Here is a 25,112-nt window from a genome sequence, read left to right on the forward strand (position 1 = left end):
ATAACTTTAAGACATTTGCACGACTGGATAAAAAGGTTTACCTAAGTTTAGAATTTTTTCGTTCTCCAATAAAATATGGATAAATGCAGGCAATAATGCGGTCAGAATATTACATGCATCTTGCAGCTGTGCACGGTTTAATGAACTATTATAAGTAGAACCGCCATGCATAATTTGATTACGCAGCGTATATAATCGATTAAAAATTACATAAAGGACTTCGATGCTGTCTTTTTGCTGTAGGGCACGATGAACTTTATTTTTATCTTTCTCAAAACTCTCTCTCCAAACTTGTTGGCTGATTTTTTGATTTTGATAATCCCAAAAAGGTTGAAATGTATAAGGATTGTCGAGCAAAATACGGATTGCATGACTGTATTTAGTCCAAATTAAATGATAAATTTTATGCTCGCTGTCTGCCTGACAAACATCCGATAAAAATTGTCTAAACTGTTGTCTGTCTTTAATCTCCTCCCCATCTTTAGCATATATGGCATTAAATGCGATCCATAAACTAATAAATTTTAAATCTAAGGCTTCATCTAATAATACTGCCTGTTTTAACCAGCTTAAGCCCCGATGGATTCTTAAATTAAATGGATCTGAGTTTTTGTGCTTTCTTACTTTTGTAAGTTTCTTCTAAAACCATCATCATTTATTTTCCTATTCATTTTATTTATAAGAATAACCTTACTTAAATTTAGAGCTTGGCTCAAGGCTAAATACTTAATTTTAGATTTTAATGTAAAATATGAGCAATATACTTTTTTAAAAAATCAGATTTCATTTCCTAATTCCAATTGATTTGTTAATATGCTCCCCATGTTGGGCTTATTCTTTACTTGTTTGTATCCGTTTTAAAATGAGTACAACTTTGAAATTAAAAAATTAGACCAACATGATCAAAAAATTAAATTAATTTTATAATTCAACAACTTCAAAGACTAAGCTCTTTCGCTCAGGAATTTAATATGACTCAGACCAACCGTTTAGCAAAAATCGTTAAAGCAACGTCTAAATTACCTGCGGGCATTCGTAGTACAGTATTAAGTAAAGCGTTTGGTCGAGTTGTTCCAATGGTCGGAACGGCAAAACTACGTTACATCGACATCACTCCATCACGTGTTGAAGTTAAGCTTGCAAATAACAAAAATATGCAAAACCATATCGGACAAGCACATGCTTGTGCGATGGCATTAGTTGCAGAAACTGCAACAGGTTTTGTCACTGGCATGAACATTCCTGATTCATGCATCGTACTCATTAAACACATGAATATTCAATTTAAACGCCCATCCAAAGGTGGATTAACTGCGATTGCAACGTTGACTGAAGAACAACGTAAACAGATGCAAGAAACAGAAAAAGGTGAAACCATTGTCGCTGTGACGGTTACAGATGAATCTGGTCAAGAACCAATTCAATGTGAAATGTTATGGGCTTGGGTGGCAAAATCACAGCTTAAAGCCAATAAATGAAAAATGAAAAAATGTAAATAAAACTTACTTTTAGGTAAGTTAAAAATTTACTAAACTCCTGAAATTCAGTGACGAGAACATACTGTAAATCATCAGACTAAACCCTCAAGATGATATTTCTAAAATAATCATCTTGAGAACATCATGTTAAAATCACTTTTAAAAAAGGTATTCATTTCTAGTGTCATTTTAATGCCATTATTCGTGACGGCTTGTAGTCAAAATCCAATACAAAACTCACAAAATACAATGCCACCCAATGTCACAACAGCTCAAAACCTTGCAGCACAAAATAAAAAAATCGTTACAGATTTTTATGAAGGCGTATTTTTAAAACATCAAGTACAAAAATATTCAGATCGTTATATTGGTAATCAATATATTCAACATAATCCACATGTGCCTGATGGGAAAGCACCTTTTGTGAATTATTTTACAGGCTATTTTAAAGAGAATCCGCAGGCGAAAAATGTCATCAAGCGTGCGATTGCTGAAGATGATTTGGTCGTATTACACGTACATTCAAGTCAAAATGCACAAGATCGTGGTGAAGCGATTGTCGATATTTTTAGAGTGCAAAATGGCAAAATCGTAGAACATTGGGATGTACAACAGGCTATTCCTGAATAAAGTGCCAACCGCAATACAATGTTTTAAGATGTTATTGTTAAAGTCATCTATAAAAAATCCCAAACAGTGTTGGGATTTTTATTTCAATATTTAGGCAAATTTAAGTATTTTATGATGCTAGAAATTTCTCTTTTACATCTTCCGGAATTTTACGTTTATTGCCCGCTACATCTACAGCAACAAAAGTAAATACGCCTTCAGTAACCCGTTTTGGAGAACGTGAGCTGTCATGACTGTCCCACACTTCGATTTGCATTTGAATCGAGGTATTTCCCACTTTTAAAATTTTAGTATAACAACTGATCACATCACCCACTTTCACAGGCACTAAGAAGGTCATCTGATTAATTGAAATCGTTGCACAGCGCCCCTTACTAAAACGTTCTGCATGAATTGCACCTGCCAAATCCATTTGTGAAACAATCCATCCACCAAAGACATCACCACTCCAGTTGGTATCTGCAGGCATTGCGATGGTTTGAAGGGAAAGCGTACCTTCAGGTTTTACATGAGAATCTGACACATGAACTCCAAATTGGTCAATTTACTGAAAAGATTTTAATTGCTCATCTAACCAATCTTGTAATTGGCTCGAACGTAAAGCACCGCTTATTCTAGCAATTTCTGTGGTTTTATTCATTAAAACTAATGTTGGAATACTACGCACATTAAATGCACTACTTAAACGAGGATTCGCTTCGGTATCAATTTTACCAAATACGACATGCGGATTATGTTGTGCAACTTCTGCAAAATGTGGTGCCATCATTTTACAAGGACCGCACCAGTCCGCCCACAGATCAATTAAAATCGGTAAATCACTATGAGAGATAAAATTACTAAAATTTTGTTCATTTAACTCAATGGGTGCGAATGGAATTAGATTTTCATGACATTTTCCACAAGTTGGCTGTGCATCCAATTTGTCTTCAGGAATCCTATTTTTAGCGCCACATGATGGACATACAATAATCATGAACTCACTCCAATATGTTGATGTAAAAACTCTAATTGGGTCAAAATTGCTTTTTCCAACCATTGCCCATGATAAATATCATAGTGTGACATATTCCATTCATAATACTGCACAAAGGGCGCAATATTGGTGGCTGTTTCACGACTAGACTCAATCGGAACAACGGCATCTTTTTTCGCTGCAATAAACAATACAGGAATGTTAATCGTTCGAACTGTTTGAATAGGACGATAACGAATGAGATTAAAAAACACACGAGCTGGAACTTCCCCACTCCAATAGTAATCAGGATTTACAATCGACATATAGCCGTTATAACTATCTTGGGTTGGAATAAAACACAAACTAAAAGGATGCACTACAGGCAAAGTTTTCGGCTGCATACCGATTTTTGCACTCATATAGTCTTGGCTAGACAGCTTCAAAGCTTTGGGCAAATAATGAATTGGGTAAAGCTTTGCAGTTGCTGCACCATCCACATAAGGAATTTGCACCATGACTGCTTGAATATTTTTGACCTCTGAAGCGAGTGTTAAAACATAACCTCCACTTAATGATGTTCCCCACAATACAATTTTGCGTGAATTAATACATTTTTTACTACTGATATAATAAATAACTGTCTTCCAATCATCCAACTGATCTGTTAATGAGATTTGTTCTCGTGGATATCCTGTACTTCCTCCCCAATAACGATAATCAAATAACACCACAGCATAACCTGCTTGGGCAAAACGTTTAGCATAATCAATCAAGCGAAATTGTCTTAAGGCAGCAAATCCATGCGCCATCACAATCACTGCGGGTTTTTTAATATTTTTAGGTCGATAAAAATCAGCAGCAATCACCTCTTGACCGCTTGGAACATACAGTGGTTCGACTGTATAAGCGTACATAGGCACTCCATTCCGTTATATTTTGTTAGTTTTATCTTATAAATCTGCTTTTTCACTAAATAGTAATGTAAAGCTTAATGCTATGATACTAGCATAGTTCTATTTTAAATATTTTGGAGTGACAAAATGAGTGAAAATGTAGGATTTGCTGGTCAAATTGGTCCTGAACACATTTCTCAAGTGGTGGAGAAAGGCTTTAAATCTGTTATTAATAACCGTCCTGATCTGGAAGGTGGTGCTGAACAACCTACCAGCGTACAAATTGAAGAAGCTGCCCGTACAGCAGGTTTAGATTATGTCTATCAACCTGTTGTTTCAGGACAGATTACTGAAGTCGATGTACGTGCATTTGCCAACCATTTTAATGAGCTTCCAAAACCTATATTAATGTTCTGTCGTACAGGAAATCGTTCAAATAATCTTTATCAACTTGCCAAACAAATGGATTTGTTAGACGACTGATAGATTACTGAATATGATGTTTGATCTATAGCATACAGCTATATGTTGTATTTCTAAATGGATTTAGGGTTATAGATCAACATATTTTTAATTTTCACTATCTCGCTCTAATGAAACAACTCAAGTAAATATCTACAACAGATTCTCTTCTTTTATTGCTTTATTCTTTATAGGAATATTTTAAATTGAATCTAGCAATTAAACATACGTGGGAATTAAAGTTATGAATAAGTTGTTATTAGTTATTTTATGTTGTTTGAGTCTAGCTGCATGTAGTTCTATGAATGTTAAGCCAACTGTGGGGGTAAGTATGGGGACTTCAATTTAAGTTTAGCCTGTAAATAAAAAACAGCGCCGAAGCGCTGTTTTTTATAATCATTTCATTAGTTTTTACAAGTAGTATATGGACTTACTCTATTTGGTGCATAGCTTCCGTCTGTAGCATAATCAGCACTTGAAGCAGGCAGTTTGAATTCTAAGCTTCCATGAATAGGTGTTTTTGCTAAGTTTGTTTTCGCACCAATTGTTACATCTACCCAATATGCATTTGCCTTAGGATATTCAATTTGGAAATCAAAACGTCCATAATTATTAGTTCTATAAGTTGCTGTAGATGGATGACTTGTATCACTACCTATTAATCTCACTACACGTAAGGCTGCACCATTTGCAACCCAGGAGGTATTTGCCACATTAATATTACATGTTGTTGCAAGGTTTGTTGTCATAGTTTTTTCTGGAATTGTCCCTTTCAGTGCAAAATACTGATTATAAGGTTCAATCCAAGCTTTTAAAGCATCAAATGGATACTCACCATTCAACTCACCCTCTTTATTCCATGGATTTTTTTGAATAGCAAATAAATATTGACCAATAGTATAAGATGTCGGTCGTGTATTAAGTACAACATCTTGGTTAGCAATTGGTTTACCATCAACATCTACCAATTGCGCAGAACCTTCAAGATTATAATAAATACCATTTGAAGATGAGCTTAAAGCAGTTCTATTTACATTTACTGAAATAGAACCTACTGGTACAGGAACCTCTGAGTTGACAATATCAACAAGCAATGTTTGAGCAACTTGCGTTGAGTTTTTATCTTTCAATGATGCCAATACAGCTAAATCCTCAGCAACAAAACTAGCAGTAGGATAATTGGCTTTTCTCAATGACTCATCTACAACTACAGTAAATTTTGCCCAGCCATTTTCATCACTTTCTACAGTTGAAGCACCGCGAATATAAGCTCCATTATTTACATAATTTGGAATTGCTAATGTTACCGCTTTGCCTGGTTGACTTGATCCATCTGTATCGGTAACCAGTACAGAAATTTCAACCGCATCACCTCTAACATTCAATTTATCTTTTGATGCTTTTAATTTTAGATCAAGTAATGGCGCTAAACTTGTTGCTTGATGAACACCAATTACTCCAATTTGTTGAATAGTTTTCGAAGCTGAATTTGTATTGGTCGCCAATAATGTGATCGCAGATAAATCAGTTGTCTGTGTTAATTTTACTTCAAATACAGCTTCACCAAACTCATTTGTCATTTGTGTTGAAGCACCATTAATACTAACTGCTGTATTACCAGCAACTTTTAATTGAATTGGTTGATTTGCTACGCCACCATTATTAGGATCAAGTAATTTCACTGTAACTAAACTATTTTCACCAATATTTACCATTGAATTTTTATTCAATGAAATTGCCAAATGGTTTTGATTCATTACTTGTTTAACTTGTAATTTTAAAACTTTACCTCGTTTTTCTCCATTCGGCAAAGTAATCGTTGCTTTAATATTAATACCATCAGTAATCAACTTTTGGCGTTGTGCTTCAGTTAAACCTGCAGGGACAGTTAATGTTGCTTTAGCATTTCCATTTGCATCTACAGTATAACTAATTGCATTTAGTTTAACACCCGTTAAATTTCCATCAATAACTTCCATTGCCACTGGATAACCTGTAACTGCAATATCAGCGCTTGAAACCTTAATATTAATGTCTAGACTATCACCATCTTCTGACACACTATTGCGTATTGTACTTAAACTAACATCTAAAGCTTGTTCTGGCACAACTACTGCGAGTTTATTTGCTTGAGTTTTTATTGAGCCATTACTTGTATTAATTGCAGTTATCGCATATGTAATACCTGCTTTAACCAGTGCTTCATCAATGGTTCCAGAGGTGACAGATAATTTAAAATATGCATAACCTTGTGCATTTGTTATTGCGGTAGAGTTATCCACTTGTACTCTTGAGGAAACACTATTTGGTAAACCTAGTGTTAGTGTTTTACCTTCTAAACCCTTTCCATTTATATCAACAGCCTGTACAACTACAGTAACCTCACCACCTAAGCCACTAATATTTGTTGCACTCGGCTTAATAATTAACTGATCAACCAAGGTTTCTGCTACTGCAGGTTCAGTCACAGCTACTCTATATACCTGAGTTACACTAGTACCATCAGTACGCTTGTAATTTGCAGCTAAAGTAATACCGCTTCTCACTAGATTTGTAATTGCATCTAAATTTTGTGCATTTACATTTACTTCGAAAGTAGCATTACCTTGGGCATTCGTTGTAACTGTCTGACCTTGAGTGAATGTCACACCATTTTGTAGCGCAACTTCATTTAAACCCAAACCGATACGTTGATTTATTGCCTTAGTACCATCACCATTGAATGCTGTTATAGTAAATTTAACTTTATTATTACCTGTTGCAGCAACAGTACCTACATTTGAAGTAATCTGAATGCGCTCTACAGTTGAACTTGTATTATTATTCTGAGAAGTTAGTTTAATGTTATGTGTCTGGCTAATAGTTTGATTCTTAGTATTGACATGTGTTGCAACAACAGTAAGTCCTTTTGCCATCAACTCTTTAAAGGTATCTTCATCATTCAATTTAGTAAATGCCAAATCAAAAGTAACTTCACCTTTTGCATCACTTGTTAATGATGAGGATGAGTTAGAGATAACTCCCAACTGATCGCTTCCATTAATTTTAAGTGTAATATTTTGTCCCGCAACGGCACCACCATATTCATCAATTGCTTTAATTACGACCTTTCCACTACCTTCAGTAATATCTAACTGTTGTGATAAAAATGCCAATTGAGTTACTGATTCATTCATATTAGAGACAGCAGTCAGTCTATGCTGTTGCGTCACTGTTTTATTGGTTGAATCCGTTACTGTTGCTTTTAAATTCACTCCCCACTCAGCTAAAATTTGTTGTACATTTTTTTCATTAGCCGCAATAGTCACAGTAAAAGTTGCAAACCCTTCCTCATCTGTATCCACCATTGGATTGATAATGTTTGCACCGCGCGTTGCTGCATTTTCAGTATAAATAAAACCATCAATATTTTTAACTGTATCAACAATTTCTAACTTAACCTTTTGTTTTTTTACAGGCAAACCTTCCGGGTTTAATACTTTAATTTTAATTGTTGCATTACCATTCGATGCAGCAATTTTATTATTTGATAGATTCGTATCAAATATCACTTTATCGACTAATCCAACAGCTGATCGAACCTGTAAAGTTGTATTTTGACTCGCAACTGCTCCTTCTGTATCTGTCAAAGTTGCAGTTAGTAGAACTCCATTTTTTAATAATTCTTGACGATTTATTTCTTTACCATTCACTAGTTTTATATTGAATGTCGAATAACCATTTTCATCAGTGATAACCTCTGAAGTTCCTGTGATCGAAATCTCATTTTGTAAAGCTTTTGGAATTGCTAATGCAATCTTTTGATTCGCAACACCACCACCATTTACATCTTTTGCTCTTACTTTAATAACAGCGGTACCACCTGTAACATTAATCGCATTAATTGGGTCAAAAACTGCCTCTAATTTACTTTGAGCGATAGACTCTGTACTTCCAGAAACACCAATTAAACTTACTTGTGAGATGGAAGTTCCCACAACTGTACCAGTAATTGTTATTTTTTGAATGTCTTGTGTTATTTTAGGCACGGTAACAGTAAATATAGCATATCCATCAGCATCCGTTATTTTTTCAGATGCATCACTCGTGATACCAAATTTTTGAAAGTCAGTTATTGATAACTTTACCTTCTTATCTTTTACTCCACCACCGTCTTTATCTACTGCTTGTAATTTTACAATTAAAGTATCACCATTACGATTAATATTAGTTTTCGATTTACCATCTTTATCAAAGGAACTTAATACTAAAGCAGAAGCTTCTTTAATTGCTGTCTGGTTACCACCAGTTCCTGTTCCATTTTGATTATTATTTGAGCTTTCCCCTCCATAATACCCATCACTACCACCGCCACCACAACTTGCTAAAAGAACAGAAGTTACAATAGTAGAAAGCTTTAAACCGACCTTATTATTTGTCATTTGTACCCCCAAACCCTACGGTTATTTTCTTAATAAATTTGTAATTAAAACCCTTGCTATGTAACCATAATTAATGTTTTCTGTAAATAATGATATATAGATAAGAGTGGGTTAAATATCTTTTTATTAGTTAGGAATTTAAAAATGTTAGATCTGATCATTATTGGTGCTGGCACCGCGGGTATTGCTGCATATAAAGAAGCGATTAAACACACACACAATCTTCTTATCATCAATGACGGTCCTTGGGATACGACATGCGCTCGTGTAGGTTGTATGCCAAGCAAAGTCCTTATTTCAAGTGCAAATCGCTTACATGACATCCAAAATTCGCATGAAGTAGCACTCAATATTGAAGCAAAGTTTGATACTTCCCAAATAATGACCCATGTTCGTCAACTGCGTGACCGTTTTACTCAGGCGACACTTAAAGATGTAAATAGTTGGAATCCAGCACATAAAATAAATGGTAAAGCCATATTTATTGATGCCAACACAATTCAAGTTAACCAGCAACAATTTCAAGCCAAAAGCTTTATTATTGCAGTAGGTTCAACACCAAGCTTTGACATAGCATGGAAAAAAGAATTAGGAGAGCGACTAATTACCTCAGATCAAATCTTTGAATTAGAAAAACTTCCTAAATCCTTAGCAGTTATTGGAAGTGGCGTAATTGCTATTGAATTAGCACAAGCGATGCAGCGTTTAGGTGTAGAAACGACTATTTTTGCACGCAGTAAAAAAGTAGGTTCACTTTCTAGTCCTCAGCTACAAGAGCTTGCACAAAATGTTATTTCACAAGAATTAAAAATTTTATTTGAAACACTCCCTCAAAAAATTCAAAAAACAGATCATGGTGTAAAAATCAACTATTTATATCAAAATGAAGATCAACAGTTACAAGCAGATTATCTTTTAGTGGCTACAGGGAGACAATCTTTATTAAATACGTTGTCACTTGAAAATATTAATAGTCAATATCAGGACATAACAAGTTTACCGATTAATTCTGAGACCAAACAACTTGATCATTTACCAATTTTTATTGTTGGCGATGCCTTTACTAATACTCCCATCCAACATGAAGCAGCACACGAAGGTAGAATGGCTGTATACAATTGTTTAAATAACTCAAAAATAAAGAATATTAAGACACTGACTTCTTTAGGAATTATGTTTAGCTCACCAGAAATGGCAACCGTTGGGCAAAGTTATAAAACATTAAAGCAAAAAAATATTGAGTTTGTAACAGGATTTGTCTCATATGAAAAACAAGGTCGTGCAATTGTTTTAGGTAAAAATAAAGGTGCCGTAGAAGTCTACATTGACAAAAAAACAAGAAAGTTGCTTGGTTCTGAACTTTTTGTTGAATCTGCGGAACATATGGCTCATTTGTTGGCATGGATGATTGCAGAAGAGGTCACATTAGATGAAATTTTAGATAAACCTTATTATCATCCTACACTTGAAGAAGGCTTAAGAACCGCTCTAAAGCATGCAAGAAGACAATTAATAAAATAGCATTTAGTTTATAAAGAAGAATAAATCATAAATAAAGTTTTATTCCTCTTTTCTTTAATATTTACAAATCCTATAAATTATTCGATCTAGCTAATTCCACTTTTATTCTTAATTAACATTTTTTCTGCTTAATTAGCATTTCCTTTATTCTTTTATCCCCATAAAAAAACACCCTCTGTCTTCTGACAGAGGGTGTTTTAGATTTAAAAGCTGGCGATGACTTACTCTCACATGGGTAACCCCACACTACCATCAGCGCAAAGAGGTTTCACTTCTGAGTTCGGGAAGGGATCAGGTGGTTCACTCTTGCTATTGTCGCCAGCAAACTGTTTATGATTAATCACTTGGTCTTAATTACGATGCTTTGTGCTTCGATGTGCCTAGCTTTGGTCAAATGAGTTATTAACAGAAATTTATTTGAGTTGGATATTTTAACTAGCTTTTTCACTAAATCAAGTATTTTGCATTGAATTTATCGAAACATACAACTGTTTGGGTGTTGTATAGTCAAGCCTCACGAGCAATTAGTATTGGTCAGCTTCATACGTCGCCGTACTTCCACATCCAACCTATCAACGTCCTAGTCTTGAACGGCTCTTTAGGAGGCATAAAGCCTCGGGGAAATCTTATCTTGAGGTAGGCTTCCCGCTTAGATGCTTTCAGCGGTTATCCCTTCCGAACATAGCTACCCGGCGATGCGACTGGCGTCACAACCGGTACACCAGAGGTTCGTCCACTCTGGTCCTCTCGTACTAGGAGCAGATCCTCTCAAATTTCCAGCGCCCACGGTAGATAGGGACCGAACTGTCTCACGACGTTCTAAACCCAGCTCGCGTACCTCTTTAAATGGCGAACAGCCATACCCTTGGGACCTGCTTCAGCCCCAGGATGAGATGAGCCGACATCGAGGTGCCAAACACCGCCGTCGATATGAACTCTTGGGCGGTATCAGCCTGTTATCCCCAGAGTACCTTTTATCCGTTGAGCGATGGCCCTTCCATACAGAACCACCGGATCACTAAGACCTACTTTCGTACCTGCTCGACTTGTGGGTCTCGCAGTTAAGCGCGCTTTTGCCTTTATACTCTACGCGTGATTTCCGACCACGCTGAGCGCACCTTCGTACTCCTCCGTTACTCTTTAGGAGGAGACCGCCCCAGTCAAACTACCCACCAGACATGGTCCTCGTCCCGGATAACGGGACAGAGTTAGAACCTCAATATTACCAGGGTGGTATTTCAAGATTGGCTCCACCGAAACTAGCGTCTCGGTTTCAAAGCCTCCCACCTATCCTACACAAGTAAGATCAAAGTTCAATGTCAAGCTGCAGTAAAGGTTCACGGGGTCTTTCCGTCTAGCCGCGGGTACACCGCATCTTCACGGCGAATTCGATTTCACTGAGTCTCTGCTGGAGACAGCGCCCCCATCATTATGCCATTCGTGCAGGTCGGAACTTACCCGACAAGGAATTTCGCTACCTTAGGACCGTTATAGTTACGGCCGCCGTTTACTGGGGCTTCGATCAAGAGCTTCGCTTACGCTAACCCCATCAATTAACCTTCCAGCACCGGGCAGGCATCACACCCTATACGTCCACTTTCGTGTTTGCAGAGTGCTATGTTTTTAATAAACAGTTGCAGGGGCCTAGTTTCTGTGGCTGCCAGCAGCTCAAGAAGCAAGTTCTATCACCACCGGCAGCGTACCTTCTCCCGAAGTTACGGTACCATTTTGCCTAGTTCCTTCAGCAGAGTTCTCTCAAGCGCTTTGGTCTACTCGACCTGACCACCTGTGTCGGTTTCGGGTACGATTCCTGTGTAACTGAAGCTTAGAGACTTTTCTTGGAAGTATGGTATCAGCCACTTTACTGTACAAGTACAGCTTGCTATCAGTTCTCAGCATAGAGTACCCCGGATTTGCCTAAGATACATGCCTACAACCTTTCACCTGGACAACCAACGCCAGGCTGACTTAACCTTCTCCGTCCTCTCATCGCATTACACAGAAGTATTGGAATATTAACCAATTTCCCATCGACTACGCCTCTCGGCCTCGCCTTAGGGGTCGACTCACCCAGCCCCGATTAACGTTGGACTGGAACCCTTGGTCTTTCAGCGAACGGGTTTTTCACCCGTTTTGTCGTTACTCACGTCAGCATTCGCACTTCTGATACCTCCAGCAGACTTCTCAATCCACCTTCATCGGCTTACAGAACGCTCCCCTACCACGTATACATAGTATACATCCGCAGCTTCGGTACTATATTTTAGCCCCGTTACATCTTCCGCGCAGGCCGACTCGACTAGTGAGCTATTACGCTTTCTTTAAAGGGTGGCTGCTTCTAAGCCAACCTCCTAGCTGTCTATGCCTTCCCACATCGTTTCCCACTTAATATAGATTTTGGGACCTTAGCTGGCGGTCTGGATTGTTTTCCTCTTGACTACGGACGTTAGCACCCGCAGTCTGTCTCCCGGATAGTACTCATTGGTATTCGGAGTTTGCATCGGTTTGGTAAGTCGGGATGACCCCCTAGCCGAAACAGTGCTCTACCCCCAATGGTATTCGTCCGAGGCGCTACCTAAATAGCTTTCGGGGAGAACCAGCTATCACCGAGTTTGATTAGCCTTTCACCCCTATCCACAAGTCATCCCCTGGCTTTTCAACGACAGTGGGTTCGGTCCTCCAGTTAGTGTTACCCAACCTTCAACCTGCTCATGGATAGATCACCCGGTTTCGGGTCTATACCCAGCAACTATGCGCCCTATTAAGACTCGATTTCTCTACGGCTCCCCTATTCGGTTAACCTTGCTACTGAATATAAGTCGCTGACCCATTATACAAAAGGTACGCAGTCACCGAACAAGTCGGCTCCCACTGCTTGTATGCATGCGGTTTCAGGATCTATTTCACTCCCCTCACAGGGGTTCTTTTCGCCTTTCCCTCACGGTACTGGTTCACTATCGGTCAGTCAGGAGTATTTAGCCTTGGAGGATGGTCCCCCCATATTCAGACAAGGTTTCACGTGCCTCGCCCTACTCGTCATCATTATATGTGCCCTTTCGTGTACGGGACTATCACCCTCTACGGTTGCACTTCCCAGAGCATTCCGCTAAAACACATATAACTTAATGGGCTGATCCCCGTTCGCTCGCCGCTACTGAGGGAATCTCAATTGATTTCTTTTCCTAAGGGTACTGAGATGTTTCACTTCCCCTCGTTCGCCTCGCATGACTATGTATTCATCATGCGATACCTACCTTATGGTAAGTGGGTTTCCCCATTCAGAAATCTCCGGATCACAGGATATTTGCCGCCTCCCCGAAGCTTATCGCAGGCTATTACGTCTTTCATCGCCTCTGACTGCCAAGGCATCCACCACATGCACTTAATTACTTGACTATACAACCCCAAACAGTCGTTAATCCCTACAAGTAGGATTAAGACAATTTAATAAATATTCATATTTATCAAACCTACAGTTTGTTGTCTGTGCACTTAAGCACTGTACAGCTTCAATCTAAATTCATATACCAAAACGCTTGATTCAGTTTTATCGCTAGTAACTCAATTTCTTTCAAACATTCAAACATGTCACTTGCGTGTCATATTCTTATGTTTAATTGAAACGAGTATGAACAATTTATTTCAACTCAAATATATTCTGTTAATGATTAACTACTGCCTCGTCAGCACGTAGTAAACTGTGATAAATCACAGAAATTAATCAATTCAATTTTCATCAAATTCATTAATTTCTATAATCTATTTTAGCTCGTACTCTTGAAAGTACTTGGTGGAGACTAGGAGAGTCGAACTCCTGACCTCCTGCGTGCAAAGCAGGCGCTCTACCAACTAAGCTAAGTCCCCAGCTTAAGACCAATATATCTAATTTCCTGCATTCAATACTTAAACTCTCATTCAAATATTTTGTTAGTCAGAATGGTGGGTCTGACAAGACTTGAACTTGTGACCCCACGCTTATCAAGCGTGTGCTCTAACCAACTGAGCTACAGACCCTCAGATACATCAATGAAGAACAACTTGTTGTGGATTCTTACCAATCGTCAATCTTTCGTTAAGGAGGTGATCCAGCCGCAGGTTCCCCTACGGCTACCTTGTTACGACTTCACCCCAGTCGTCGACCACACCGTGGTAAGCGTCCTCCTTGCGGTTAGACTACCTACTTCTGGTGCAATAAACTCCCATGGTGTGACGGGCGGTGTGTACAAGGCCCGGGAACGTATTCACCGCGGCATTCTGATCCGCGATTACTAGCGATTCCGACTTCATGGAGTCGAGTTGCAGACTCCAATCCGGACTACGATCGGCTTTTTGAGATTAGCATCCTATCGCTAGGTAGCAACCCTTTGTACCGACCATTGTAGCACGTGTGTAGCCCTGGTCGTAAGGGCCATGATGACTTGACGTCGTCCCCGCCTTCCTCCAGTTTGTCACTGGCAGTATCCTTAAAGTTCCCATCCGAAATGCTGGCAAGTAAGGAAAAGGGTTGCGCTCGTTGCGGGACTTAACCCAACATCTCACGACACGAGCTGACGACAGCCATGCAGCACCTGTATGTAGATTCCCGAAGGCACCAATCCATCTCTGGAAAGTTTCTACTATGTCAAGACCAGGTAAGGTTCTTCGCGTTGCATCGAATTAAACCACATGCTCCACCGCTTGTGCGGGCCCCCGTCAATTCATTTGAGTTTTAGTCTTGCGACCGTACTCCCCAGGCGGTCTACTTATCGCGTTAGCTGCGCCACTAAAGCCTCAAAGGCCCCAACGGCTAGTAGACATCGTTTACGGCATGGACTACCAGGGTATCTAATCCTGTTTGCTCCCCATGCTTTCGTACCTCAGCGTCAGTATTAGGCCAGATGGCTGCCTTCGCCATCGGTATTCCTCCAGATCTCTACGCATTTCACCGCTACACCTGGAATTCTACCATCCTCTCCCATACTCTAGCTTCCCAGTATCGAATGCAATTCCCAAGTTAAGCTCGGGGATTTCACATCCGACTTAAAAAGCCGCCTACGTACGCTTTACGCCCAGTAAATCCGATTAACGCTCGCACCCTCTGTATTACCGCGGCTGCTGGCACAGAGTTAGCCGGTGCTTATTCTGCGAGTAACGTCCACTCTCTATAGGTATTATCTATAGGAGCCTCCTCCTCGCTTAAAGTGCTTTACAACCATAAGGCCTTCTTCACACACGCGGCATGGCTGGATCAGGGTTCCCCCCATTGTCCAATATTCCCCACTGCTGCCTCCCGTAGGAGTCTGGGCCGTGTCTCAGTCCCAGTGTGGCGGATCATCCTCTCAGACCCGCTACAGATCGTCGCCTTGGTAGGCCTTTACCCCACCAACTAGCTAATCCGACTTAGGCTCATCTATTAGCGAAAGGTCACAAGTGATCCCCTCCTTTCCCCCGTAGGGCGTATGCGGTATTAGCGTCCCTTTCGGAACGTTGTCCCCCACTAATAGGCAGATTCCTAAGTATTACTCACCCGTCCGCCGCTAGGTCAGTTACCGAAGTAACTCACCCCGCTCGACTTGCATGTGTTAAGCCTGCCGCCAGCGTTCAATCTGAGCCATGATCAAACTCTTCAGTTAAAATCATTTGTGCCTTTATTATAGAATAAGACACCAATTCTGGCTCATCAATTACTGACAAATTCTCTCAAATAAACTTCGAGTAATTTAAACCAATCAATCAATGATAATATTTCGATTAATCAATCAGTAAAAATCCACACAAGTTGTTCTTCATATACTCTTAATGATCTTCTTAATGCTTCATCAGCATCAAGCTAGGTCGGCTATATTACTCTCTTAAAGTAGAAAGTCAACATGTAATGAAAATTATTTTTAACCCTTCTTTCTAAAACCCAACTTAATCATTTAATACTAAGTCACTGTTTTATCAGAAGTTTTAATCTTCATCACCGCCGATGGATGTACATTCTACAGTATTTCAAAACAGACGCAACCCCTTTTTTAAATTTATTGAGAAAATTTATTAATTTTATGCCTAAGCGTTGTTTTTTTAAGCTAAACAGCATTTTTTTTACATTTTTTAAATGTTTTTGGTTAAATACATCGCAATGAACTGCTGTTAGAATAGATTTATTCTGAAAACTAAATGTGACTACGTGATTTCACTATTTCGTTTCATTGACTTCAATCAAGGATTCATATGCATCGTTTAAATTTTTTATGGGCAAGTATGCTGTGCATAGGCTTGACCTCAAATGCATTTGCTCAAGATGCATCTTTAAACAATACTCTCACTCAAGCAGATGAAAGTGTAGAGGATATTCAAACTGGAATTGAGGCAGACTCAACTGTTGATAGTAAACATCCTCGTCTGGATGCTTTAAAAGAATTAAAGAATGTCAAAGTAGATAACCTAAAAGTAAATGCCAATGCTGCCCAAGCAGATGAAGTAAAAGATCCACTACAGCCATTGAATCGTGAAATTTATGCTTTTAATGATATGTTAGATCGCCACATTGCTCGTCCATTGGCTGTACAATATTCTGAAAAAATCCCCCAAGATGTTCGTGGCTCTTATAGTTCATTCCGTAAAAACCTCAGTGAACCATGGAATGCAGTCAATCAATTGGCTCAAGGGCGTTTTAAACGTGCAGCTAAAACTTTAGGACGCTTTACGATCAATACTGTAACCTCTTTAGGTCTGGCCGACCCAGCAAAACGTTTAGGCATGCCAAATGAAGATGAAACGCTCGGGACGACCCTAGGTTATTATGGTGTGCCAAGTGGTCCTTATTTAATGTTGCCACTCTTTGGTCCAAGTACTTTGCGTAACTCTTTAGATTACGTTGCTGAAAGTTATGCAAACCCGTTGACTTATATGGTCGATAATTCAGATCAAGATGGTTACATCTGGGGTAATCGCCTAATGGGTGGTATTAATGCCCGTTCCCGTTTATTAGAGTTTGAAAGTGCATTACAAGGTGATAGATATGCAGCTATTCGTGATATTTATTTACAGCGTCAAGGCTATAATATTGCAAAGAAAAAAGGCTTAGATGCTGAAGCGATTTCTTTTGTTGATGATGTAGCTGATGATGAAACAATAGATAGCGAACAATAATTTCGAGCATATTTAAACATATTTTGTAAAAAATCTTTGGTGTTGATCGCTCTTTAGAGTGCTCAACACCTCTTGGTTATCATATTTACATCGTCTACCATATATTTGTATTCAGCATCATAAGTTTTACTTTAGGATTATTGATTAACTTTATGTATTTCATTCAGCCCACTCGCACCATACCCAATTTAGACCAAGTCCTAAATGCGCTTCCGAGTCTGCAAATGATCAACATTGAAGATATTCATTTATATGATCCCACTGTGATTGCGATTGCGGATGTACAAGATTATTTACAACATCAATGGAATCTTCCAACGGTTGCAATTGCTTTTGAAAATGAAGGTACTGCACTTTCTCAAGCCTGGGAACTTGGTGCTTTAGCAGGTTGGATTTGGACACGACTACCTGCCCATCCTGAACATTCTTTATTAAAAATTGATGCACAATATAAGCGTAATCAAGACAGTCGTGATTTACCGTCTGCTGCAGAATTACAAAAGAAACTTTTACCCAACCCAATTGAACTACAAAACTACAAGGTAGAAACTTTATTTAAGCCTTCGGCTTATTTATCAGGTGATTGGTATGACTATTGGAAAATTAGCGATAAAGAAATTATTTTTTATTTAGCTGATGTTTCAGGTCATGGCGTAACCAGCTCTTTACTTACTTCATGGATGGCTGCTTTTCATGGTCGTTCTAAAACACCACGTGAATTGATCAAAAAACTGAATGGAATGTTGGTACAGGAAAATATTGAAAAACACATCACCATGATCGTGGGTGTTTTAAACCTAGAAACCCATGCCCTAAAATGGTCTAGTGCTGGGCATTACCCTCCTCCGATTATTTTTGAGCCAAATCAAGCACCTCGTGTATTAAATACCAGTAGCTTTCCTTTGGGCTTAACGGAAGACCTTGAGGTTGAAGAATTTGAATTGGTCTTAAATCGTCATGCACGTTTTATTATTTGTTCTGATGGTGCACTTGAGCCCTATAAGGGTGGTCTAAATGAACAGTTCTCACAATTGGTCTATCATTTGCAAAATCAATCATTCAAGACACCAAATCACGTTGCTGATGATATTGCTATTCTGAGTTTACGCAGAATGAATTAAGTTAAAATTCAATAATTTAATCAAATATAGACTATTCTCTAACGCATCAATACTTGAGTATAGAGTTGCGCTATGTGATAATTTTCCAATCCTTCTCTGCAAATGGCATTTATATGTCAACAGGTCATGTTGAATATGCAAGCTTGAATGGAACGCATATTTTCAAACTCATTGGTGAAGTGCGAGCCCAATCTTGTATAAGCTTAGACAAACTTTTGGCACGGATTGAACAACAAGAAAACGTCGTTGGCGCTATTGTTGATTTAACCCAAACCACATTTATAGATAGTACAGTTTTAGGTGTACTGGCAAAGTTAGGCTTAAAGCTCAAACAAGCCCATCACATCCAAGCTGTTATGTTATCCACAAATCCTGACATCACTACGCTTGCCAATAGCATGGGCTTAGGGCAGGTTTTTGTCATCTTAAATTATTGCGGTGATCCAACTGTCTGTACGCAGGCATTGCTCGATGATAATGTAAATCACAGCACGATGTTGACGACCGTTTTAGATGCTCATAAAACTTTAATGAAACTCAATAAGAATAATCAAAATATGTTTGAGCCATTGGTCAAACAACTCGAAAAACAGCAAGATGATATGGAATGTGCATCTGACACTGAGCCACAGCATAACGCTTAGCTAAAATAAGGAAAAACAATGACTTTACTTTCTGTTGTTCAAATGAACTCACAAAATGACATTGAAGCAAACTTCGGTGTGGCTGAGTCGTTGATACAACAAAGTAAAGCAAATGGTGCATCTTTAATCGTTTTCCCTGAAAACTTTGTATGCTTTGCCGCTGGGAAACAACGAGAAACGGCTGAACGTTTTGAAGAGTTTCAACAGCGTTTAGAGCATCTTGCTGCTCAGTATCAAATTTGGATTGTTGCAGGCACTTTGCCTTGCCCTTTCCGTCCTGATGGTTCGACGATTTCAGATGGTCGGGTGCGTACGGTAAGCTTATGTATCAGCCCTGAACGTACTGAAGTACGTTATGACAAAATTCATTTGTTTGATGTGCAAGTCGGTGATTCGGTGGGGGGTTATCAAGAATCCAAGTTCTTTGAACCTGGTAGCGATGTGGTTGTGGCGAAAACCCCTTTTGGCAATATCGGCTTGATGGTCTGTTATGATTTACGTTTTCCCGAATTGGCTTTAACCCTACGTTCGCAAGGTGCCAATATTTTAACTGCGCCTGCGGCTTTTACCTATACTACAGGTGAAATGCACTGGAAGTTACTACTACAAGCACGTGCGATGGACAGTCAATGTCAGGTTTTAGGTGCAGCACAACAAGGTTGGCATGGTGAAAAGCGTCAAACTTGGGGACATGCAGGTGCAACCAATAGCCGTGGGCAAATTTTGCAAATTACTGCTCAAGAAGGTGCTCAACTTTTAACAGTACCTTTTGATTTAGCTGAACAAGAAAAAATACGTGCCTCCATGCCTTTGATGCAACATCGAAAACTCGTTCAGTATTAGCAAGACTTTAACTATAAGATTTAGATCGCCGAAGAAAGATAGAGATTCTTAACACATTTAGAAATATCAATTAATTTAACATTGTTGATATAAAACTAATAAAACTTTTTCTCAGCTGCACGTATAGCGCCTAATGCAACCACTTTTCTTCCTGCTTTGACTTTTGAGAGATGGCAGTCCTGCCAAAGTTCCGAAAGAGTGTTTTGCTTAGCACTTATGAAAGCGGACTCTAAATAACCTGGTAATTCAGTTGTTCTCCCTCCAATCAAGAGCAATGATGGATTTAAAAGATTAATTACTGCGGCTATCCCAAGTCCCAAAAATGTTCCCGCTTCTCTTATCGCAGTTAAAATTTCCAAATCTCCATTATTGGCTCGTATGGCAAGATTCGATGGGGTTAGATTGCAGAATTTTGATATCGCTAAACCACTTGCAATTTCATCTAGTCGCTTCACTTCTGCATTACATTGAAGAGGCAAATACCCTAATTCTCCTGCCCAACCACTCGCTCCCAACAAAGGTTTGCCATTTATAATAAAGGTAGCGCCAATAGCAGTACCACTTATAATGATACCACTGGTGGTATGATCTAAACGCTCATAAAGTTCCTCATACATAGCAGCTTTTACGTCATTCAATATCATTACCTTACTGCAAAATAACTCTAGAGCATTTTTCGCTCGCCACCCCGTAAAGTGAGGAAGAACATCACAATTAACAATATACTCATCTTCAGCCACCAATCCTGGTACGGCTAAACTTATACTTTTTGGCTGAATTTTATGTCGTAAAATAAAAGACCTAAGGTGTGATATTAATTTTTCAGGGGTAAACGAGACACCAGTATCAAACCTTTCTTCAATTTGGTCATATAGAATTAATAATTTGGTTCCACCCAGATCTATACCTATTGAGTAACTCGTCATAATACGCCTTATCTTAACCCTTCTTTTATCTATCTTAGATTAGCTTATATTTCATGGCATTGATTTTGTAGTTATTTTTGTGACTGGTTATGATTTTTTAAATTTCATTCTCCAACAATTTTTAATGACGTCTAGGGAGCATGATATAAAGCTAAGTTATATCGATACTGACTTATACAATCTATACCGTATAAAACGCTCATCATTTATCGTCACTTCTCCATCGAATTCAAATCCTAGCGAATAAATAGCTTCCAACTTTTTTCTAGTAGGAGGCAATAAAATAGTTATTGATTCAAAGCCCATTTCAGTAAAAGCTTTTTTTAAAATCTTATGAAAAATTGTTTTACCTAAGCCCCAATACCGAGGATGTAGTACTAATGCTAAATCAGCGTCTCCCTCTTCATATTGCAAACCGCCCCAACCTGCAAATTTGCCATCAACAACAAATGCCCAAGGACCATAACCATATTTAATCCACTGTTGTTCTTTTGCTTTGACCCACGCAATACATTGCTCTTCATCAAAAACAATACCACGGGCTAAAGGCATGTGTTTGAGGACATGTTCATTCGTATTCAGTTCAATAATATCTTGCTGGCTCATGTTTCTTAAATAATCAAACTGAATATTCAACACATCCTCCTAAAAAACAAAAAATAAATTATGTTTTTATTATTCTACGGCTTCATTGGTTACACGTAAAACTTCTTCCATCGTCGTTTTACCTGCCAAGACTTTACGCAAACCATCATCACGAATCGAACCTGCATCACGACGTGCATATTCCTCAAGCTCATATTCCGCAGCATTACCATGAATCAAACGACGCATTTGCTCATCTATCGGCACAATTTCATAAATCGCTGTACGACCAGTAAACCCAGTATGCGAACAATGATCACAACCATTTGGCACAGGAAGTTTTAAATCTGTCGCATTTGAAACTGGCTTAAATATTTCCTTTTCAAAATCATCCGCTTCACGCCATGTATGACAATGCGAACAAATCGTTCTCACCAAACGCTGTGCAATTACCCCAATCAAAGAACTCGATAATAAAAAGGGTTCAATGCCCATATCTTTTAAACGTGTCACCGCACCAATAGCCGTATTGGTATGCAATGTCGATAAGACCAAGTGACCTGTTAAAGATGCCTGAACCGCAATTTCAGCTGTTTCAAGATCACGAATCTCCCCCACCATCACCACATCAGGATCTTGACGGAGCATCGCTTTCAACGCACGTGCAAAAGTCATATCTACTTTGGTGTTGACTTGTGTCTGTCCAATCCCTTCAAGCTGATATTCAATCGGATCTTCAGCCGTGAGAATATTTTTAGAACCATCATTTAAGTCTGATAAAGCTGCATAAAGTGTCGTAGTTTTACCTGAACCTGTAGGACCAGTCACCAAAATAATCCCATGTGGGCGATGTACCAATTGTGTCAAACGTTCATAATCATTTGGCATTAAACCCAAATGCGTCATATTCAAACGTCCTGCTTGTTTATCAAGCAAACGCATCACGACACGCTCACCATGTGACGATGGCAAAGTCGATACACGAACATCCACTTCACGCCCTGCCAAACGTAAGGAAATACGCCCATCTTGAGGAATACGCTTTTCGGCAATATCCAGTTTTGCCATGACTTTAATACGTGATACCAACAACGGTGCAAGTTCACGGCGTGGTTGTACGATCTCACGTAACTGACCATCCACACGTAAACGCACGGATAATTTCTTTTCAAAGGCTTCAATATGAATATCAGACGCACCGACACGGATCGCTTCAGACAATAACGCATTAATTAAACGAACAATCGGTGCATCATCTTCCTGATCCATTAAATCTTCTGTTTCAGGAACTTGATCTGCTAAACTAAGTAAATCAGGATGATCTTCTAAACCTGCTGCGACTTGCTGAGATTCACCTGTTTCACCCGCATAACTGGAGCTCAGTAGTTGATTAAACTCGGTTTCAGTACACAGTTGATGATGTGCAGGTCGTCCTAAATAGCGACGTGCTTCTTGAATGGCAATTTGAGCAGTATTTTCACGACGAATAATAAAAACTTGATCGCCTTCATAACGCAATAGCACGCCGTGTCGTTTTGCAAAGCTATAGGGTATTTGTAATTGTTTAAGGACTTGCATTACAACTTATATGAATGATTAAAATTGTTTTGAGTGTACTCTAAGCGCATGACAGCGTGAAGTCTGTTTTTTAAAGAAATGATCAGAGGAATAAACAGCCTTGTCCATAAAAAATGAACATTTAGAACCTGAACTTCCTGATCTAAAATGGTGGGGAGAAGAAAAATTTGAGCTAAATCAAGCCAAAGCTTGGCAATTTGGTTCAATGATGATGCGTTTAACACGTGGTTTGCAAGAATGGCGACTTGAATATTATCGCCCACAAATGCAATACGACTATGAACAACAATGGCACTGCATCCATGATGTCAACTTTGGCTTTCCACAGCCTGTACACGTCGAACGTTATATGTTTCGAGAAACGCATAATACCTTTCAAATTATGCCACGTTTAGCAGACCGCTCTGTGGTGATTCGCCCTGTCGACCCAATTTATATTCCCGCAGGACAACGAGGAACCTTATATATCAGCACACCGCTTTGGGTATCAGGTTTTGTACAAGCGCAAAAAGAACCGTTATTTGATATTCCTGTGATTTTACCCAAAGACACTTGGTTTGGACCTGACCATCGTAATGGTGAAATGTGCTATGCCACTTCTGTGGATGGTCGTACTGAACTCAACTTATTGCGCCCCCGTGCCTTTCGTGCCGTGACCCCAATTGATTTTCATAATATTAGTCATCATCAATTGCGTTTTGATCGAATGAATGTCCCTGTTCCTGCACTACCTTTATTTTATAGTGAAAGTACAGGACGTCTTTGGACCTCCCAAATCAAAGTTATTTATGAAGGCGATGATCGTCCTGCACGCGTTAAAATTGAGAGTCGCACCCCACCTTTAGCCGGTGAGGTTAGCTATGTACATCCTCCACGCGCGCCAGGCGGTGCATTATTTAATATGTTTGATTCATTTTTTTAATGGGATGAGGTAATTATGTATGGCTGAATCCAATATTCCCAAAGACATTGTAAATAGCTTAAAAAGCATTTTCACCAATATTAATGTTGATCGTGTAAGTGAAATCGCTGTGGCTATCGCATTATGTTTTGTCGGTTTTATCTTAGCACGTGTGGTATCCAATACATTTATCCGTACTATTGGTTTTCGCTTTAATGCCCATCAACGCTTAGTATGGCGACGTGGTATTTTTTACTTTATTTTCATGATCTTTATCATGGCGAGTTTAAAAGAAGCTGGCTTCAAACTGAGCGTGTTCTTAGGGGCGGCAGGGATTTTAACGGTTGCTTTGGGTTTTGCTTCACAAACTTCAGCATCTAACTTAATTAGTGGTCTATTTTTGATTGGTGAAGGTTCTTTTGAGGTCGGGGATACCATTCAAATCACTTTAATTCGTGGGCATACCATTGAAGGTGAAGTTATTTCCATTGATTTATTGTCTGTTAAATTATTAACCATGGATAATGTCTATGTACGTTTACCGAATGAGCAATTGATTCGAGCGCCTGTACATAATCTGTCAAAATTTCCGATTCGACGTCTCTCCATTACAGTAGCCATTAATTTTAATGAAGACATCAATAAGGTGCGTGAGGTTTTAATTAATGTTGCGAATGCTTATCCACTGGTTTTGGCAGATCCTAAACCGCGTGTGACTGTGTCAGCTTTTGGTGAGTCTTCTATCGAAATTCTTTTTGCGTTGTGGTGTAAGCAAAGTAACTATTTACAAGTAAAAGATGAAATTCATGAATTGATTCGTAACCGTTTTGTTGAGCGTCATATTGAAATTCCTGTGCCGAAAATTGGTTTTGTAGATCGACCTGATACGCATGTGACTAGCACCAGAGATGAAGATGTTGATACCTATGCCAATGAACAAGAAGTGAAATTAGAGAAAAAACAAGACAAACGATTATGATGATGGATAACAAGTAAAATAGAGAATTTATTAAAATCCTTCCTCTTATCGAGCAA

At 38.9% G+C, this 25,112-nt stretch carries 17 protein-coding genes, 2 tRNA genes, 3 rRNA genes and 1 pseudogene; 10 read left to right on the forward strand and 13 right to left on the reverse strand.

Features of this window, described 5'->3' with window-relative positions; genetic code table 11:
• Positions 1–6 precede the first annotated feature (6 nt).
• Positions 7–652, reverse strand: a pseudogene (locus DJ533_RS15850) (hypothetical protein).
• 319 nt (positions 653–971) lie between these two features.
• Here DJ533_RS15850 and DJ533_RS15855 point away from each other — a divergent pair.
• A complete protein-coding gene (locus DJ533_RS15855) occupies positions 972–1,478 on the forward strand; it encodes a DUF4442 domain-containing protein (protein WP_065995500.1) in 507 nt (168 codons plus the stop codon).
• A gap of 144 nt (positions 1,479–1,622) precedes the next feature.
• Positions 1,623–2,108, forward strand: a complete 486-nt coding sequence (locus DJ533_RS15860; protein ID WP_065995499.1) for a nuclear transport factor 2 family protein — start codon at positions 1,623–1,625, stop codon at positions 2,106–2,108.
• A 109-nt stretch (positions 2,109–2,217) separates the two neighbouring features.
• Here the strand turns inward: DJ533_RS15860 and DJ533_RS15865 are convergent, their stop codons facing one another.
• From DJ533_RS15865 to DJ533_RS15875, 3 genes are all read right to left on the reverse strand, one after another.
• Positions 2,218–2,577: an acyl-CoA thioesterase gene (locus tag DJ533_RS15865; RefSeq protein WP_216076920.1), complete on the reverse strand. Its 360-nt coding sequence runs from the start codon at positions 2,575–2,577 to the stop codon at positions 2,218–2,220.
• 75 nt (positions 2,578–2,652) lie between these two features.
• Positions 2,653–3,084 carry a thioredoxin TrxC gene (trxC, locus tag DJ533_RS15870; RefSeq protein WP_065995497.1) on the reverse strand — a complete coding sequence of 144 codons (432 nt, stop codon included), beginning with the start codon at positions 3,082–3,084 and terminating at the stop codon, positions 2,653–2,655.
• Positions 3,081–3,980 carry an alpha/beta hydrolase gene (locus DJ533_RS15875; protein WP_065995496.1) on the reverse strand — a complete coding sequence of 300 codons (900 nt, stop codon included), beginning with the start codon at positions 3,978–3,980 and terminating at the stop codon, positions 3,081–3,083. The genes trxC and DJ533_RS15875 overlap by 4 nt, the downstream gene beginning before the upstream one ends.
• A 126-nt stretch (positions 3,981–4,106) precedes the next feature.
• Here DJ533_RS15875 and DJ533_RS15880 point away from each other — a divergent pair, with 126 nt between their 5' ends.
• The gene (locus DJ533_RS15880; protein WP_065995495.1) at positions 4,107–4,442 is read left to right on the forward strand and encodes a TIGR01244 family sulfur transferase; all 336 of its coding nucleotides are present in this window, start codon (positions 4,107–4,109) and stop codon (positions 4,440–4,442) included.
• Between the two features lie 383 nt (positions 4,443–4,825).
• Here DJ533_RS15880 and DJ533_RS15885 read toward each other — a convergent pair whose 3' ends face one another.
• A complete protein-coding gene (locus DJ533_RS15885; RefSeq protein ID WP_065995494.1) occupies positions 4,826–8,842 on the reverse strand; it encodes a hypothetical protein in 4,017 nt (1,338 codons plus the stop codon).
• Between the two features lie 144 nt (positions 8,843–8,986).
• Here DJ533_RS15885 and DJ533_RS15890 point away from each other — a divergent pair, with 144 nt between their 5' ends.
• A complete protein-coding gene (locus tag DJ533_RS15890; protein ID WP_065995493.1) occupies positions 8,987–10,363 on the forward strand; it encodes a dihydrolipoyl dehydrogenase in 1,377 nt (458 codons plus the stop codon).
• Between the two features lie 208 nt (positions 10,364–10,571).
• Here DJ533_RS15890 and rrf read toward each other — a convergent pair.
• The 5 genes from rrf to DJ533_RS15915 all read right to left on the reverse strand — a co-directional run bounded on the left by rrf (position 10,572) and on the right by DJ533_RS15915 (position 15,975).
• A 5S ribosomal RNA gene (gene rrf, locus DJ533_RS15895) occupies positions 10,572–10,686 on the reverse strand.
• Between the two features lie 180 nt (positions 10,687–10,866).
• Positions 10,867–13,759: ribosomal RNA gene (locus DJ533_RS15900) — 23S ribosomal RNA — on the reverse strand.
• Between the two features lie 392 nt (positions 13,760–14,151).
• Positions 14,152–14,227: transfer RNA gene (locus DJ533_RS15905), tRNA-Ala, on the reverse strand.
• A gap of 73 nt (positions 14,228–14,300) precedes the next feature.
• Positions 14,301–14,377 (reverse strand) — tRNA-Ile (locus DJ533_RS15910).
• Between the two features lie 59 nt (positions 14,378–14,436).
• A 16S ribosomal RNA gene (locus DJ533_RS15915) occupies positions 14,437–15,975 on the reverse strand.
• The 16S, 23S and 5S rRNA genes sit together here with 2 tRNA genes alongside, the layout of an rRNA operon.
• Positions 15,976–16,558: 583 nt before the next feature.
• On the opposite strand from DJ533_RS15915, the gene DJ533_RS15920 reads away from it, so the two are divergent.
• The 4 genes from DJ533_RS15920 (at position 16,559) to DJ533_RS15935 (ending at position 20,087) form a co-directional block, all read left to right on the forward strand.
• On the forward strand, positions 16,559–17,479 hold the full coding sequence (locus DJ533_RS15920) for an MlaA family lipoprotein (protein ID WP_065993551.1): 921 nt from the start codon (positions 16,559–16,561) through the stop codon (positions 17,477–17,479).
• 152 nt (positions 17,480–17,631) lie between these two features.
• Complete coding sequence (gigA, locus tag DJ533_RS15925; RefSeq protein WP_065993550.1) at positions 17,632–18,600, forward strand: RsbU family protein phosphatase GigA; 969 nt, start codon at positions 17,632–17,634, stop codon at positions 18,598–18,600.
• Positions 18,601–18,713: 113 nt separating this feature from the next.
• On the forward strand, positions 18,714–19,244 hold the full coding sequence (gene gigB / locus DJ533_RS15930) for an anti-anti-sigma factor GigB (RefSeq protein WP_065993549.1): 531 nt from the start codon (positions 18,714–18,716) through the stop codon (positions 19,242–19,244).
• A gap of 18 nt (positions 19,245–19,262) precedes the next feature.
• Positions 19,263–20,087, forward strand: a complete 825-nt coding sequence (locus DJ533_RS15935; protein WP_065993548.1) for a carbon-nitrogen hydrolase family protein — start codon at positions 19,263–19,265, stop codon at positions 20,085–20,087.
• A 95-nt stretch (positions 20,088–20,182) separates the two neighbouring features.
• Here DJ533_RS15935 and DJ533_RS15940 read toward each other — a convergent pair whose 3' ends face one another.
• From DJ533_RS15940 to gspE, 3 genes are all read right to left on the reverse strand, one after another.
• The gene (locus tag DJ533_RS15940) at positions 20,183–21,013 is read right to left on the reverse strand and encodes an ROK family protein (RefSeq protein WP_065993547.1); all 831 of its coding nucleotides are present in this window, start codon (positions 21,011–21,013) and stop codon (positions 20,183–20,185) included.
• A gap of 156 nt (positions 21,014–21,169) precedes the next feature.
• Positions 21,170–21,649 carry a GNAT family N-acetyltransferase gene (locus tag DJ533_RS15945; protein WP_065993546.1) on the reverse strand — a complete coding sequence of 160 codons (480 nt, stop codon included), beginning with the start codon at positions 21,647–21,649 and terminating at the stop codon, positions 21,170–21,172.
• Positions 21,650–21,688: 39 nt separating this feature from the next.
• Entirely contained in the window at positions 21,689–23,176 is a 1,488-nt protein-coding gene (gspE, locus tag DJ533_RS15950; RefSeq protein WP_065993545.1) for a type II secretion system ATPase GspE, read from the reverse strand.
• Between the two features lie 100 nt (positions 23,177–23,276).
• Between gspE and DJ533_RS15955 the strand changes: the two genes are divergently transcribed.
• On the forward strand, positions 23,277–24,098 hold the full coding sequence (locus DJ533_RS15955) for a hypothetical protein (RefSeq protein ID WP_065993544.1): 822 nt from the start codon (positions 23,277–23,279) through the stop codon (positions 24,096–24,098).
• Positions 24,099–24,117: 19 nt separating this feature from the next.
• Positions 24,118–25,056 (forward strand): mechanosensitive ion channel family protein, encoded by a 939-nt coding sequence (locus DJ533_RS15960; RefSeq protein ID WP_065993543.1) that lies wholly within the window; start codon positions 24,118–24,120, stop codon positions 25,054–25,056.
• Positions 25,057–25,112 lie beyond the last annotated feature (56 nt).

Origin of the sequence: Acinetobacter defluvii (genome assembly GCF_001704615.3) — a bacterium.
Lineage (GTDB): Bacteria > Pseudomonadota > Gammaproteobacteria > Pseudomonadales > Moraxellaceae > Acinetobacter > Acinetobacter defluvii.

Excerpts from the sequence above, each read along its gene's own strand:
- DJ533_RS15855 (WP_065995500.1), top strand. The coding sequence starts at position 972 with ATGACTCAGACCAACCGTTTAGCAAAAATCGTTAAAGCAACGTCTAAA.
- DJ533_RS15860 (WP_065995499.1), top strand. The coding sequence starts at position 1,623 with ATGTTAAAATCACTTTTAAAAAAGGTATTCATTTCTAGTGTCATTTTA.
- DJ533_RS15865 (WP_216076920.1), bottom strand. The coding sequence starts at position 2,577 with ATGCCTGCAGATACCAACTGGAGTGGTGATGTCTTTGGTGGATGGATT.
- trxC (WP_065995497.1), bottom strand. The coding sequence starts at position 3,084 with ATGATTATTGTATGTCCATCATGTGGCGCTAAAAATAGGATTCCTGAA.
- DJ533_RS15875 (WP_065995496.1), bottom strand. The coding sequence starts at position 3,980 with ATGTACGCTTATACAGTCGAACCACTGTATGTTCCAAGCGGTCAAGAG.
- DJ533_RS15880 (WP_065995495.1), top strand. The coding sequence starts at position 4,107 with ATGAGTGAAAATGTAGGATTTGCTGGTCAAATTGGTCCTGAACACATT.
- DJ533_RS15885 (WP_065995494.1), bottom strand. The coding sequence starts at position 8,842 with ATGACAAATAATAAGGTCGGTTTAAAGCTTTCTACTATTGTAACTTCT.
- DJ533_RS15890 (WP_065995493.1), top strand. The coding sequence starts at position 8,987 with ATGTTAGATCTGATCATTATTGGTGCTGGCACCGCGGGTATTGCTGCA.
- DJ533_RS15920 (WP_065993551.1), top strand. The coding sequence starts at position 16,559 with ATGCATCGTTTAAATTTTTTATGGGCAAGTATGCTGTGCATAGGCTTG.
- gigA (WP_065993550.1), top strand. The coding sequence starts at position 17,632 with ATGTATTTCATTCAGCCCACTCGCACCATACCCAATTTAGACCAAGTC.
- gigB (WP_065993549.1), top strand. The coding sequence starts at position 18,714 with ATGTCAACAGGTCATGTTGAATATGCAAGCTTGAATGGAACGCATATT.
- DJ533_RS15935 (WP_065993548.1), top strand. The coding sequence starts at position 19,263 with ATGACTTTACTTTCTGTTGTTCAAATGAACTCACAAAATGACATTGAA.
- DJ533_RS15940 (WP_065993547.1), bottom strand. The coding sequence starts at position 21,013 with ATGACGAGTTACTCAATAGGTATAGATCTGGGTGGAACCAAATTATTA.
- gspE (WP_065993545.1), bottom strand. The coding sequence starts at position 23,176 with ATGCAAGTCCTTAAACAATTACAAATACCCTATAGCTTTGCAAAACGA.
- DJ533_RS15960 (WP_065993543.1), top strand. The coding sequence starts at position 24,118 with ATGGCTGAATCCAATATTCCCAAAGACATTGTAAATAGCTTAAAAAGC.